The sequence below is a fragment of the Streptomyces sp. NPDC048370 genome, assembly GCF_043200825.1.
Lineage (GTDB): Bacteria > Actinomycetota > Actinomycetes > Streptomycetales > Streptomycetaceae > Streptomyces.
In genome coordinates this window covers 67631-80218 of the sequence record NZ_JBICYI010000003.1, presented here as the reverse complement: position 1 = coordinate 80218, position 12588 = coordinate 67631, and the positions used below count along the sequence as shown (strand labels likewise).

Annotated in this window: 14 protein-coding genes; 8 read left to right on the top strand and 6 right to left on the bottom strand. The window is 70.4% G+C overall.

Annotation, left to right across the window (positions count from 1 at the left end; translation table 11 throughout):
* Positions 1–108 precede the first annotated feature (108 nt).
* Together ACGFYP_RS07640 and ACGFYP_RS07635 are read left to right on the top strand one after the other, a co-directional pair.
* The gene (locus ACGFYP_RS07640; protein WP_361958010.1) at positions 109–615 is read left to right on the top strand and encodes a helix-turn-helix domain-containing protein; all 507 of its coding nucleotides are present in this window, start codon (positions 109–111) and stop codon (positions 613–615) included.
* Positions 616–653: 38 nt separating this feature from the next.
* A complete protein-coding gene (locus ACGFYP_RS07635) occupies positions 654–1484 on the top strand; it encodes a M23 family metallopeptidase (protein ID WP_393487706.1) in 831 nt (276 codons plus the stop codon).
* Here ACGFYP_RS07635 and ACGFYP_RS07630 read toward each other — a convergent pair.
* A complete protein-coding gene (locus ACGFYP_RS07630) occupies positions 1472–1876 on the bottom strand; it encodes a nuclear transport factor 2 family protein (RefSeq protein WP_393487702.1) in 405 nt (134 codons plus the stop codon). The genes ACGFYP_RS07635 and ACGFYP_RS07630 overlap by 13 nt on opposite strands.
* Positions 1877–1961: 85 nt before the next feature.
* Between ACGFYP_RS07630 and ACGFYP_RS07625 the strand changes: the two genes are divergently transcribed.
* Together ACGFYP_RS07625 and ACGFYP_RS07620 are read left to right on the top strand one after the other, a co-directional pair.
* Positions 1962–2750: a sterol carrier family protein gene (locus ACGFYP_RS07625; protein ID WP_393487699.1), complete on the top strand. Its 789-nt coding sequence runs from the start codon at positions 1962–1964 to the stop codon at positions 2748–2750.
* A gap of 50 nt (positions 2751–2800) precedes the next feature.
* Positions 2801–3625: an META domain-containing protein gene (locus ACGFYP_RS07620; protein WP_393487697.1), complete on the top strand. Its 825-nt coding sequence runs from the start codon at positions 2801–2803 to the stop codon at positions 3623–3625.
* On the opposite strand, the gene ACGFYP_RS07615 is transcribed toward ACGFYP_RS07620, so the two are convergent.
* Positions 3622–5034: a sulfatase gene (locus ACGFYP_RS07615; RefSeq protein ID WP_393487695.1), complete on the bottom strand. Its 1413-nt coding sequence runs from the start codon at positions 5032–5034 to the stop codon at positions 3622–3624. The two genes, ACGFYP_RS07620 and ACGFYP_RS07615, sit on opposite strands and share 4 nt — an antisense overlap.
* A 360-nt stretch (positions 5035–5394) precedes the next feature.
* Complete coding sequence (locus ACGFYP_RS07610; RefSeq protein WP_361849886.1) at positions 5395–5487, bottom strand: putative leader peptide; 93 nt, start codon at positions 5485–5487, stop codon at positions 5395–5397.
* 333 nt (positions 5488–5820) lie between these two features.
* Here ACGFYP_RS07610 and purF point away from each other — a divergent pair, with 333 nt between their 5' ends.
* Both purF and purM read left to right on the top strand, forming a co-directional pair.
* The gene (gene purF, locus ACGFYP_RS07605) at positions 5821–7347 is read left to right on the top strand and encodes an amidophosphoribosyltransferase (RefSeq protein WP_315894737.1); all 1527 of its coding nucleotides are present in this window, start codon (positions 5821–5823) and stop codon (positions 7345–7347) included.
* A gap of 45 nt (positions 7348–7392) precedes the next feature.
* The gene (purM, locus tag ACGFYP_RS07600) at positions 7393–8460 is read left to right on the top strand and encodes a phosphoribosylformylglycinamidine cyclo-ligase (protein WP_393487690.1); all 1068 of its coding nucleotides are present in this window, start codon (positions 7393–7395) and stop codon (positions 8458–8460) included.
* Positions 8461–8607: 147 nt separating this feature from the next.
* On the opposite strand, the gene ACGFYP_RS07595 is transcribed toward purM, so the two are convergent.
* Positions 8608–8865, bottom strand: a complete 258-nt coding sequence (locus ACGFYP_RS07595; protein WP_352189724.1) for a DUF3073 domain-containing protein — start codon at positions 8863–8865, stop codon at positions 8608–8610.
* A gap of 355 nt (positions 8866–9220) precedes the next feature.
* Entirely contained in the window at positions 9221–10315 is a 1095-nt protein-coding gene (locus ACGFYP_RS07590; protein ID WP_393487686.1) for a Leu/Phe/Val dehydrogenase, read from the bottom strand.
* Positions 10316–10474: 159 nt separating this feature from the next.
* Between ACGFYP_RS07590 and ACGFYP_RS07585 the strand changes: the two genes are divergently transcribed.
* Both ACGFYP_RS07585 and bldC read left to right on the top strand, forming a co-directional pair.
* Entirely contained in the window at positions 10475–11350 is an 876-nt protein-coding gene (locus ACGFYP_RS07585; protein ID WP_361958033.1) for a hypothetical protein, read from the top strand.
* 526 nt (positions 11351–11876) lie between these two features.
* Positions 11877–12083, top strand: a complete 207-nt coding sequence (gene bldC / locus ACGFYP_RS07580) for a developmental transcriptional regulator BldC (RefSeq protein WP_003949541.1) — start codon at positions 11877–11879, stop codon at positions 12081–12083.
* 322 nt (positions 12084–12405) lie between these two features.
* On the opposite strand, the gene ACGFYP_RS07575 is transcribed toward bldC, so the two are convergent.
* Positions 12406–12588 (bottom strand): DUF6274 family protein, encoded by a 183-nt coding sequence (locus ACGFYP_RS07575; protein WP_361958036.1) that lies wholly within the window; start codon positions 12586–12588, stop codon positions 12406–12408.

The window sequence follows — 12588 nt, the reverse complement described above, 5'->3', positions numbered from 1 at the left end:
ATCGAGCATCACGGGAGCCCCCGTCGGGACCTTCGGGTCCCGGCGGGGGCTCTGCCGTTCCCGGGACACCCGCTTGCACGGCATTACGTAATTACGTAATCTACGAACATGGAGCTTGAAGAGCGGGTCGCCGAGCTGGAACGGCGCATGGCCGAGCTGGAGCGGGCGGACCGCCCCGCACCCGAGATCAGCGACGGGACGTTCTGGGCCCTGGAAGGGCTCAAGGCGGAGATCGCCGGGTCGGGCGCGCAGGGCGAGGACGGCGCGGTGCTGTTCACGGGGTCGGTCCGACTGCCGACCCAGGAGCGGTACGAGTGGCAGTTCGGCGCCTTCACCGAGCGGTTGCTCGACGAGGACTGGGCCGAGAACGCCGAGTCCTTCGCCGCACTCGGCCACCCCGTACGGCTCCGGCTGCTGCGGGAGGTCCTCGGCGGCCGGCGCACCGCCGCCGAACTGGCGGAGCTCGAGGAGATCGGCACGACCGGCCAGATCTACCACCACCTGCGCCAACTGACCGGCGCGGGCTGGCTCCACACCACGGGAAGGGGCCGCTACGAGGTGCCGGGAGCCCGGGTCGTCCCGCTCCTGGTGGTCCTCACCGCCGCCCGTCCGTAAGTCGTATCCCACAGCCGCGATCGTTCAGGGGGAACGTTATGTCCGCGCGCGTGTTCGCGATGATCGTCCATCGCATGCTCTGGCTGCTGTTCGCCGTACAGGCCGTCGCCTCGGTCTTCGTCGAACCGCCCTATCCGTACTGGGCGGGCTGGCTGCCCGCGCTCGCCGCCATGGCGGTCGGCGTCACGCTCGCCACGACCCGCAGGCGGGCCGCCATGGCGCAGCCGAAGGCCGCCGTGGAGGTGGACCCGCCCGTCACCGGCCGCTGGTCGGCGCTGAACAGCCCGGCGGACCGCACGCCGAGCCACGGCACCCACCAGTACGGCCAGACCTACGCCATCGACATCGTCGAGGAGGACGAGGAGCGGCCCCGCCCGTCCTTCGCCCTGCTCTGGCCGGTGGTCCGCAGGAGCCGGGACTTCCCCGCCTTCGGCGCCCCGCTGCTCGCGGTCGCCGACGCGACCGTCGTGCACGCCGAGGACCGCCAACGCGACCACCTCAGCCGCAACTCGCTGCCCGCCGTGGCCTATCTGCTGCTGATCGAGTCGGCGGTCCGCGTCCTCGCCGGCGCGCGCCGCGTCACCGGCAACCACCTGGTCCTCGACCTCGGCGACGGTACGTACGCGATGTACGCGCACCTCCGGCGCGGCTCGCTCACCGTCCGCGCGGGCGACCGGGTGGCGGCGGGCCAGGAACTCGCCCGGTGCGGCAACTCCGGCAACTCCACCGAACCGCACGTGCACTTCCAGCTCATGGACGGCCCGGACCTGAACACGGCCCGCGGCGTGCCGTTCACCTGGCGGGGGGTCGGCGTACCGAAGAACGGCGAGACGTTCGTGGCGGGGCGGGACTCCGCCTACACGGCCTGATCCCAGAAGGCGTCGGACTCGTCGATGTCCTCGACGCACTCGTCGACGTCGGAGAACTTGCCGCCGATGAGGGTGACGAAGAGGCCGCCCTTCATCTCGATGCCTCGGTCCCCGCGATCGCCGTGCCACTTGTGGACGGCCATGACGTGGCCCCGGCCGTCCGGGTAGAGGCCCTCCAGCTCCACGCGGAAGGTGCCGTCGGTCAGCTCCATGAGTTTGCCGAAGTGGGCCAGGATGTTGTCGCGGCCCTTGAAGTGCCCGGACATCTGGCTCTCGCCGGGCGAATGGTGCGTGCAGTCACCCGTCATCAGAGAAGCGACCGTGTCCATGTCTCCTTTGACGAACGCCTCGTAGCCCTTGCGCACGACTGCGGCGTCAGGGTGTTCAGTCATGATCCTTCCACCCCTCTCGTAGGCCTCTTCCAGTCTCTGCCGTGCACCCCCTCCCCGCCACACGGCAGCGGCTAGCCTCGGCCCCATGCCACCTGCCAAGAAGCGCACGCGTTCGTACGACTCCGCGAAGACCCGCGCCGCCGTGCTCGCCCAGTTCGAGAATGTACGGAAGGCGGTGGAGGGGCTCACGGAGGAGCAGCTCGACGGGCCGACCCGGCTGGGGGAGTGGACCGTACGGGAGCTGGCCGCGCACCTGACGATGGCGGTCGGCGCCGTCGCCCGCGCGCTCGACGAGCCCGAGCCCGCCGAGCGCGAACTCGCCCTGCTCGACTGGCCCGGGGCGACGGCGACGGCCGCCGCGCGGATCGACGAGGACACCCGGGCGATCGACACGGACGACCTGGCAGGACTCTTCGCGCGGACGGCCGCGCGGTACCAGGAGCGGATCGCGGGCGTCTCCGACGAGCGGCTCGTCCTGATGCGGTTCGGCGCGATGCGCCTCGCCGACTTCCTGGTGACCCGGACCGTCGAACTCGTCGTCCACACCGACGACCTCAACGCGGCGACCGGCCTGGACGTCCCGTACGACCGGCAGGCCCTGGCCGCCTGTACGCGGCTGCTCGCCGACGCGCTCGCGGTGAAGGCCCCGGGCGGGGCGGTCGAGGTGCGGGTCCCGCCCTTCGCGGTCGTGCAGTGCGTGGAGGGGCCGCGCCACACCCGCGGCACCCCGCCCAACGTCGTCGAGACCGACCCGCTCACCTGGATCCGGCTGGCGACGGGCCGGGCGCGGTGGGCGGAGGAGCTGGACGCGGCACGGGTCGGCGCGAGCGGGGAGCGGGCGGACCTTGCGGCCCTGCTGCCGCTGATGGGCTGACTCCCCGGAGCCGTACGGAACCGTCCGTACCGTTCGCCCGTCCCATCCCCATGCTGAAGACACGTACCACCGCAGCCGCCGCCGTCCTGGCCTCGCTCGTCGTGCTCTCGGCGTGCGGCACCCAGAAGTCCGGCTCCGATCCCGCTGCCGGCTCCGTCGCGCCCGACGTGCAGGTCGCCGGAGTCCACTGGTCCTTCGACACGGTCACGGTGGCCGGCAAGGAGACCCGGGCGCCCGACGGCGCCCACATCGAGATCGCGGCGAACGGCCAGGCCTCGGGGAACAGCGGCTGCAACGGCTTCGGTGCCGAGGTGGCGGTCCAGGGGGACACGGTCACCGTGAAGCAGGGCCAGGGCACCGAGATGGCGTGCCCCGGCGAGCGGGGAGCGTTCGAGGCGGTGCTCCAGAAGGCCTTCACCGGTTCGCTGAAGGCCCGGCTCGACGGCGACCGGCTCACCCTCACCTCGCCCGACGGCAAGAACGTCCTCGCCCTGACCTCCGAACCGCCGGCCCCGCTCGACGGCACGACCTGGACCGTCGACTCCCTGCTCTCCGGCCGGACGGCCACCTCGCTGCCCCAGGGCAGCGAGGGCAAGGCCACGTTCGTCATCGACAAGGACGGCAAGGTCCGCGGCAACCTGGGCTGCAACCGGTTCACGGCCACCGCGAAGGTCACGCCCACGACCCTCACTGTCACCGGTCCCGTCGCGACCACGCGGATGATCTGTTCGAGCGCGCAGATGCAGCTGGAGACCAAGCTGTACGAGCTCCTCGACGGACCGCTCTCGTACAAGCTCGGTCACCGCTCCCTGACGCTCACGGGCGCCGACGGCGAGGGCTTCGCCGCGAAGACGACGATCAAGCCGACGCCTTAACCCTGGTACGGCAGCAGTCCCGCGTCCGTCCGCTCCCACGCCGCCCGCAGATCGGCGAGCTTCTCCCGCTCGAACGGGGCACGGTCCGCCTGCTCGCGGGCGTCCTCGGTCAGGTGGAAGAGCTGGTCGCGCCCGCTCTTGCCCCGGTAGTACTTCCAGTCGCCGCGGCGCAGCGCACGCTCGCCCCGCACCCGCCAGAACAGATCGCGTTCGGCGACCTTCTCGCCGCGCAGCAGGTGCCCGGCGAGGCTGGTCCCGTCGAGCGGGTAGGCGGGGTGGGGGCGGGCGCCGCCCAGTTCGAGGAGGGTCGCCGTCCAGTCGGGGGTGTAGACCGGCAGGTGGCTGACCTGGCCGCCGTCGATCCGGGCGGGCCAGCGCAGGACGGACGGCACGCGGATGCCGCCCTCCTGGAGGGAGCCCTTGTTGCCGGCGAGCGGCCAGTTGTAGGAGAAGCGCTCGCCGCCGTTGTCGCTGGCGAAGAAGACGAGCGTGTCCTCCTCCTGGCCCGAGCGCTTCAGCGCGGCGAGGACCTTGCCGATCGAGCGGTCGAGATCCTCGACCATCTCCTTGTACTTCTCGATCGAGCCCCCGTCCTGGTGCCAGAGGGCGGAGCGGTCGCCCGCCTTGATCCGCCGGACGATCTCGGCGCTCGCCTCCGTGTCGCCGTCGGCGATCCACGGCCAGTGGGGGGTGGTGAAGTTGAGGTTGAGCAGCCAGGGCTTCTCGTGGTCGCGGGCCACGTACTCGCTCGCCCGCTCGGTCAGGATCCGGGTGTAGTAGCGCAGGTCCTTGTACTCGGCGTCGCCCTCGTAGAGGTCGTACTCGCCGCCGAGGCCCAGCTTGGAGTAGTACTCCAGGGCCCCGCCGAAGTTGCCGAAGAACTCGTCCCAGCCCGATCGGGTGGGGGAGTAGTCGGGCAGGTAGCCGCAGTGCCACTTGCCGATGAGGGCCGTGGCGTATCCGGCCTCGCGGAGCCGGGAGGCGAGCGTGGGGTGGGTCGGCTCCAGGCCGACGGACTTGTCGGCGATCGGCTCGGCAAGGCCGCCCTTCGTACGGCCGGGGAAGCGGCCTGTGTACAGGCTGAAGCGGGTCGGGGAGCAGGTCGCGGAGCCGGAGTAGGCGTCGGTGAAGCGCACGCCCTGGCGGGCGAGCCGGTCGAGGTGGGGCGTACGGATGTGGGGGGAGCCGTACGAGGAGAGGTCGGCCCAGCCGAGGTCGTCGCCGAGGATGAACAGGATGTTCGGCCGCCGGGAGCGCCGGCCGGTCGCGGCCCGGAACTCCCGCTCCTCCGCCTGCGCTGTCCCCGCCTGCGCGGTCCCGGCTCCGGCGCCGAGCGCCCCGACGGCGGCGGCCCCGACGGCGACCCCTCCGAAGGCGCGTCGGGACAGGGGTGTCTTGGGCGTGGGCATGGAGGCTCCTTGGAAGGTGCGGTACGCGTGAAGCGGTACGCGTGAAAAGGGGATGCGGGCGCGCGGCGGCGCGGCCCCGAGGAGGGGGCCGTGGCGTGCGGGGGTCAGGAAGGGGTGCCCTCAGCGGGCGGAGGGGGGAGGGCGACGAGCGCCCTCAGCCGGCGTGGCTAGGGAGTGTCCGGAAAGTATGGTCGTCCGCCCGAAGGGCGGGGCTCGCGGCGTCCGGGGCGTGCGATCGCAAGGCGCCGGGATGCTCTCGTAGCGGAGCTACGTGGGCATTTCGGCAACGCGGCGAGCGTGCGTGCCGGGCGTCGCGAGCCAGGCCAGACTTTCCGGACGCGACCTAGGGCCTGTCCGGCCTTAGGCGCAGCGACAGAGCGCGCCGGCGACACGGACCAGGTCGACGTGTCGGCGCGCCACGAGGGTGACCGAGCGGTCACGCAGCGGCTGCATGGCGTGGAGCCTGGCCGACCCCGGACGTCCCTGTCAACGCCCGTCCCGATCCCTGGGACGTCTCCCCCGGCACCCTTCCCGCACCCCGGGGGAGGTCCTCCGGTTGCGAACTCCGTCACATCCGGAGCCTTCCGGGCCCGTTCCTACCCGTCGGTAGCGCGGGTCGCCGCCCTCCTCGCCGATCCCTCGGAGCCCTGCTGCCCCTTGGCCCCCGGGCACTTCACGGGCGGCCTGACGAGGGCCTGTGGATCAACTCGTACGATCACACCAATCCGGGACCCCGCGCAATTCCCCAATTCGGACCAGTGGTCGACCTCCCCTACACTCGAGAACGTGCCACGTGGTGACGGTCGACTCAATCACGATCTGCTTCCCGGCGAGAAGGGCCCCCAGGACGCTTGCGGCGTCTTCGGTGTCTGGGCTCCGGGTGAAGAGGTCGCAAAGCTCACGTACTTCGGGCTCTACGCCCTCCAGCATCGGGGCCAGGAATCCGCGGGTATCGCGGTCAGCAACGGCTCCCAGATCCTCGTCTTCAAGGACATGGGCCTGGTGTCCCAGGTCTTCGACGAGACCTCTCTCGGTTCCCTCCAGGGTCATATCGCGGTCGGTCACGCCCGCTACTCGACCACCGGTGCCTCCGTGTGGGAGAACGCGCAGCCGACGTTCCGGGCAACCGCCCACGGCTCCATCGCGCTCGGCCACAACGGCAACCTGGTGAACACGGCCCGGCTGGCCGAGATGGTCGCCGACCTGCCCAAGCAGGAAGGCCGCACCACCCGCGTCGCGGCCACCAACGACACCGACCTGCTCACGGCGCTCCTCGCCGCGCAGGTCGACGAGGACGGCAAGCCGCTCACCATCGAGCAGGGCGCCGCGAAGATCCTCCCCGAGGTCCGGGGCGCCTTCTCCCTCGTCTTCATGGACGAGCACACGCTCTACGCGGCCCGTGACCCGCAGGGCATCCGCCCGCTGGTCCTCGGTCGTCTCGAGCGCGGCTGGGTCGTCGCGTCGGAGTCCGCCGCCCTCGACATCTGCGGCGCCAGCTACGTCCGCGAGGTCGAGCCGGGCGAGCTGATCGCGATCGACGAGAACGGCATCCGCACCTCGCGCTTCGCAGAAGCGAAGCCCAAGGGCTGTGTCTTCGAGTACGTGTACCTGGCCCGCCCGGACACGGACATCGCCGGTCGCAACGTCTACCTCTCCCGCGTCGAGATGGGCCGTCGCCTCGCCAAGGAGGCCCCCGTCGAGGCCGACCTGGTCATAGCGACGCCGGAATCCGGCACGCCGGCCGCGATCGGCTACGCCGAGGCCTCCGGCATCCCCTTCGGCGCCGGCCTGGTGAAGAACGCCTACGTGGGCCGCACCTTCATCCAGCCGTCCCAGACCATCCGCCAGCTGGGCATCCGGCTCAAGCTGAACCCCCTCAAGGACGTCATCAAGGGCAAGCGCCTGGTGGTCGTCGACGACTCGATCGTCCGCGGCAACACCCAGCGCGCCCTGGTCAAGATGCTCCGCGAGGCCGGCGCGGCCGAGATCCACATCCGGATCTCCTCCCCGCCGGTGAAGTGGCCCTGCTTCTTCGGCATCGACTTCGCGACCCGCGCGGAGCTGATCGCCAACGGCATGTCGATCGACGAGATCGGCAAGTCGCTCGGCGCGGACTCGCTCTCGTACATCTCCATCGACGGGATGATCGAGGCGACCACGATCGACAAGCCGAACCTCTGCCGCGCCTGCTTCGACGGCGAGTACCCGATGGAACTCCCGGACCCGGAGCTGCTCGGCAAGCAGCTGCTCGAGACGGAGCTGGCCGCCGGCCCCGCCGCCACCGCGGCCGCCGACGCGCTGCGCCGCCCGTAAGACCCCGCTGCACACCCCGCAGTACGACACGAAAGCTCTGAACCCATGTCTCAGACCACCGGTGCCAGCTACGCGAGCGCGGGCGTCGACATCGAAGCGGGCGACCGCGCCGTCGAGCTCATGAAGGAGTGGGTGAAGAAGACCCAGCGCCCCGAGGTGCTGGGCGGCCTCGGCGGCTTCGCCGGCCTCTTCGACGCCTCCGCCCTCAAGCGCTACGAGCGTCCGCTGCTCGCCTCCGCCACCGACGGTGTCGGCACGAAGGTCGACATCGCGCGGCAGATGGGCGTCTACGACACCATCGGTCACGACCTGGTCGCGATGGTCATGGACGACATCGTCGTCTGCGGCGCCGAGCCGCTCTTCATGACCGACTACATCTGTGTCGGCAAGGTCCACCCCGAGCGGGTCGCCGCGATCGTCAAGGGCATCGCCGAGGGCTGCGTCCTCGCCGGCACCGCCCTCGTCGGCGGCGAGACCGCCGAACACCCCGGCCTCCTCGGCCCGGACGACTTCGACGTCGCCGGTGCCGGTACGGGCGTGGTGGAGGCGGACCGTCTCCTCGGCCCCGATCGCATCCGTACGGGTGACGCCGTCATCGCGATGGCTTCCTCCGGCCTTCACTCCAACGGGTACTCGCTCGTCCGGCACGTGCTCTTCGACCGGGCCGGCTTGAGCCTCGACCAGCGCGTCGAGGAGCTCGGCCGGACCCTGGGCGAGGAGCTCCTGGAGCCGACGAAGATCTACTCGCTCGACTGCCTCGCGGTCACCCGGACCGCCGAGGTGCACGCCTTCAGCCACATCACGGGTGGTGGCCTGGCCGCCAACCTGGCGCGGGTGATCCCGGACGGTCTGCACGCGACCGTCGACCGTTCGACCTGGGCGCCGGGCGCGATCTTCGACCTGGTCGGCAAGGCCGGACAGGTCGAGCGCCTGGAGCTGGAGAAGACCCTGAACATGGGCGTCGGCATGATGGCCGTCGTTCCGGCCGAGTCCGTGGACGTGGTCCTGGCGACGCTGGAGGACCGGGGCGTCGAGGCCTGGGTCTCGGGCGAGATCACCGAGCGCGGCGAGCACACGACGGGCGCGGAGCTCGTCGGCGACTACGCGGTCTGATCCCGGCACGGTGGGTGGGCACCGCCCCACCCACCGTCCCGTGGACGTGCCTCGTGGACGCGTCCTCGTGGACGCGCCTTGTGAACGCACAGAAACCCGGTCCGGGTATCCGGACCGGGTTCGGTGTTGAGCAGCGCTCTTAAGAGGTCAAGCGCGACGCTGGGACGACGCGTCGGGACCGGACTCGTCGTCCTCGTCCTCGTCGTCCGTGTTGTAGAGATCCGCGTACTGCGCGTACGGGTCGTCTTCCTCGTCGTCGTCCTCGAACGGCTCGCCATTCGGCGGCTGACTCGAAGTCGAAGCGCCCAGCTCATTGGCCAGACGCGACAGGTCAGTCCCGCCGCTGCTGTACTTCAGCTGGCGGGCGACCTTGGTCTGCTTGGCCTTTGCCCGGCCGCGCCCCATGGCTCGACCCCCTCGGTGACGGGGCTCGGCGGCCCCAGAGTCTTGACACGCGTTCATGATTCGGAACGGGCTCTCGGCAGAGAGACCGGTCCGTAGGGCTTCAACGGTACCTGCTTCCGTGGCCATACGGTACGCCGCACGCATCACATGCCCCGGTACAGAACCATCGAGGCGCCCTGTCCTCGCTGGTCAATCGCGATTTTAACCTCTTCTTGAGGGCCGACCCGCCGACCGGGGTGAGTCATCTCTCGATTGGGGTGAACCTACAAAGTTCACCCCTGAGAGCACCCTCCGGGCGTCTCCGCGGGCCGGCCCTCAAGATTCGGCCACTACTCGGCCACTACTCGGCCACGGCTCAGCCGCGGCGGGCGTCCGCCATCCGCTGCTCGGCGATCCGGTCGGCGGCCGCGGCCGGCGGAATGCCGTCCGACTTCGCACGAGCGAAGATCTCGAGCGTGGTGTCGAAGATCTTCGTGGCCTTCGCCTTGCACCGGTCGAAGTCGAAGCCGTGCAGCTCGTCGGCGACCTGGATCACGCCACCGGCGTTGACCACGTAGTCGGGCGCGTAGAGGATCCCGCGGTCCGCGAGGTCCTTCTCGACGCCCGGGTGGGCGAGCTGGTTGTTGGCCGCGCCGCAGACGATCCGCGCGGTGAGGACCGGCACGGTCTCGTCGTTCAGGGCGCCGCCCAGCGCGCACGGGGCGTAGATGTCCAGGCCCTCGACGCGGATCAGGGCGTCGGTGTCCGCGACGACGGTGACCTGCGGGTACTTGTCGGTGATCCGGCGCACCGACTCCTCGCGCACATCGGTGACGTACACCTCGGCGCCGTCCTGCAGGAGGTGCTCGACGAGGTAGTGGCCGACCTTGCCGACGCCGGCGACGCCGACCTTGCGGTCGCGGAGCGTGGGGTCGCCCCAGAGGGTCTGGGCGGAGGCGCGCATGCCCTGGAAGACGCCGAAGGCGGTGAGGACCGAGGAGTCGCCGGCGCCGCCGTTCTCGGGGGAGCGGCCGGTGGTCCACCGGTTGGTGCGGGCCACGACGTCCATGTCGGCGACGTAGGTGCCGACGTCGCAGGCCGTCACGTAGCGGCCGCCGAGGGAGGCGACCATGCGGCCGTAGGCCAGCAGCAGCTCGTCCGTCTTGATCTTCTCGGGGTCGCCGATGATCACGGCCTTGCCGCCGCCGTGGTCGAGGCCGGCCATGGCGTTCTTGTACGACATGCCCCGGGAGAGGTTGAGCGCGTCGGCGACGGCGTCGGCCTCGGAGGCGTAGGGGTAGAACCGGGTGCCGCCGAGGGCGGGGCCCAGGGCGGTGGAGTGGAGGGCGATGACGGCCTTGAGGCCGGAGGCGCGGTCCTGGCAGAGCACGACTTGCTCGTGGCCACCCTGCTCCGAGTGGAACAGAGTGTGCAGTACGTCAGCAGCAGGAACGCCGGTCACATCGGTCACGGTGGTGACTCCCAAGTACGAAGCGGCGGTTACGCCGGTCCCCCCATGCGGGTGGTGGCGGGACCGGTTCGGCAAGAGAGTAAGTCCTACGCGTGCGTAGATCCGCCCCAGTGCGCAGGATCACCCCCTCCCGGAGTACCTCCGTGGAAGGATCGCGACATGTCGGTCGCCTCTTCGGTCCTCGTCCCGTACGCCTCCTATCTGCGGGTCTACGAACCCCTGGCGGCCTTCCCGGAGCCGGAGCGGGGGCACTGGACGCAGTACGCGCGCCGGGCGGAGACGCCGACCGCCCAGGACGAACTGCGCCGCTCGCTGGCGGACTTGCTGCCGACCCCGCCCGTCCCCGTGCCGGTCCACGAGAGCGACGACGCGTTCGTCGCGTACGTCGACGGGGTGGTCGTGGTCTGCCCGTGGCGGACCCGGATGCGGGGCTGGCTGGCCCTGGAGGAGCTGGGGCGGGCGCGGGAGGCGGATCCGGGGCGGGTGGCGCTGCCGGCGCCGGTGCTCGACGTGATGCTGCCGCCGGTGGTGCGCGCCCAGGTGGCGGCGGACCACGAGCGCTGGCGGGAGCGGAACCCGGACGCCCGCCCGTGGATCCGTACGGCGGTCTGGCAGGTGCCGGTGCGCTGGTTCACGCTCTTCTCGGACGAGGAGCGGGAGTACGTGCCCGGGGACCGGGAGCGGGGCGGGGCGACGGTCTTCCGGTACCGGACGCCGATGGTGCAGGCGCGGCGGCGGCTGGCGCGGGCGCTGCGGGCGCTGCGGGAGTCGATCGACGAGGGTCCGCTGACCGAGGGCCTGGTCGAGGTGGGCCGGTGGCTGGAGGAGTTCCATCCGCGGGCGCTCGTGGAGCTGGACTACGGCGGTCTGGTGCACGCGCTGTCGCCCGAGCGGCTCGCGGCGGACCGCTCCGCGGCCGATGTGGCCGAGGGGATCGCGGCGCTGCGGGACGGTGACGGGGACGCCGCGAGCGAGGCGTACGGCCGGCTGGCGGAGCGCTGGCGGGAGATCCGCAACCTGCAGTTTGCCAACTGACCATCGACAGGACATGTCGACCTGATGTAAATGATCATTAAGCGGCTTGTATGTGCGCCGAGGACGTAGGTGAGTGGGCGAAGGGACGTAGGTCCCGATCCGGGCCTTTGGCTCAAGCGTGACGGATAGCACTTACTGCGCCCTTGCGTCCATCACCCTCCCTCGTGCCAAAATAGGACAAGGAGTCCGGGGAGGGTTCCTTCCGTCCAACTGTGGGCGGAACGCTCAGCATTGCACTCTATGGGGGGTCTGAGGACTCCTGATCGCTCTGTGACTGATCGTCACAGCGGCGTGACTGTCCGTTATGGCATGGTCCATTGACTTCCGCCGCTGATGAACACCTGCGAGGGCAATTCCATCGGTTTGGCCGACGTGGCTGGACGGATGGTGTAGTTGTAGTGCCGAGGACAAGCCGTTCGTCCTATAACCGACTCGGCCCGCTTCTGCCATTTCGGGCAACGCGGGTCAAGGTGCAGAATTTAGAGGAAAGAACCGAGATGGTTCGGTTCTCCCGAGGAGGCCGCTCATGACCGCTCGCACCCCTGATGCCGAGCCGCTGCTGACCCCCGCCGAGGTTGCCACGATGTTCCGCGTGGACCCGAAGACGGTGACCCGTTGGGCGAAGGCAGGAAAGCTCACGTCCATCCGCACCCTGGGTGGACACCGCCGCTACCGCGAGGCTGAGGTCCGCGCCCTGCTCGCGGGCATTCCGCAGCAGCGCAGCGAGGCCTGAGGTACGCGCAACACCCTGTAGGACCGGGCATTTCCGGGTCCCCCAACCTGGACCGCCCACCCAAGCTCTGCCGACTTGGCGCCTGCCCCAACAGGCTCTTCGTCATCGATCGCGCTGGACTCCGCCGGGTCCAGCGCGATCTTTTTTGTGCCGGCTCGCAGCCCCCGATGTGCGGTGCAATTGCACATATTAAATGGGGCCGGTGTAGGGAGGGTGTAAGTGCGGGGGTTTGTAAAACTCGTTCGGTGACTCCCGTCACACCGGCGAAGCCTTGCCAAAGACCAGCCTGCCACTGTCCGGGCGGCCGCCAACCCGCCGTTGGTCATGGGCCGGTGGGACTTTCGTCCTCGGTCTGCTCAGGGGCCCGGTCCACCTCCATGGCGAGCCGCTGGAGGCGGTGACAGACGGGGCAGTGGCGCGTGAGGTGCCCATGGCGGGACGCGGCCGCCAGATGGGCGCGCAGCAGCGCCCGTATCTCGTGTCTCGCTGCGGACGCCGCGGCCAT

Bases quoted from the DNA above. Each gene is read 5' to 3' on its own strand.
- ACGFYP_RS07585 (WP_361958033.1), top strand. From the start codon at position 10,475: ATGTCGGTCGCCTCTTCGGTCCTCGTCCCGTACGCCTCCTATCTGCGG.
- ACGFYP_RS07630 (WP_393487702.1), bottom strand. From the start codon at position 1,876: ATGACTGAACACCCTGACGCCGCAGTCGTGCGCAAGGGCTACGAGGCG.
- bldC (WP_003949541.1), top strand. From the start codon at position 11,877: ATGACCGCTCGCACCCCTGATGCCGAGCCGCTGCTGACCCCCGCCGAG.
- ACGFYP_RS07625 (WP_393487699.1), top strand. From the start codon at position 1,962: ATGCCACCTGCCAAGAAGCGCACGCGTTCGTACGACTCCGCGAAGACC.
- ACGFYP_RS07595 (WP_352189724.1), bottom strand. From the start codon at position 8,865: ATGGGGCGCGGCCGGGCAAAGGCCAAGCAGACCAAGGTCGCCCGCCAG.
- ACGFYP_RS07640 (WP_361958010.1), top strand. From the start codon at position 109: ATGGAGCTTGAAGAGCGGGTCGCCGAGCTGGAACGGCGCATGGCCGAG.
- ACGFYP_RS07615 (WP_393487695.1), bottom strand. From the start codon at position 5,034: ATGCCCACGCCCAAGACACCCCTGTCCCGACGCGCCTTCGGAGGGGTC.
- ACGFYP_RS07575 (WP_361958036.1), bottom strand. From the start codon at position 12,588: ATGGCCGCGGCGTCCGCAGCGAGACACGAGATACGGGCGCTGCTGCGC.
- ACGFYP_RS07620 (WP_393487697.1), top strand. From the start codon at position 2,801: ATGCTGAAGACACGTACCACCGCAGCCGCCGCCGTCCTGGCCTCGCTC.
- purM (WP_393487690.1), top strand. From the start codon at position 7,393: ATGTCTCAGACCACCGGTGCCAGCTACGCGAGCGCGGGCGTCGACATC.
- ACGFYP_RS07635 (WP_393487706.1), top strand. From the start codon at position 654: ATGTCCGCGCGCGTGTTCGCGATGATCGTCCATCGCATGCTCTGGCTG.
- ACGFYP_RS07610 (WP_361849886.1), bottom strand. From the start codon at position 5,487: ATGCAGCCGCTGCGTGACCGCTCGGTCACCCTCGTGGCGCGCCGACAC.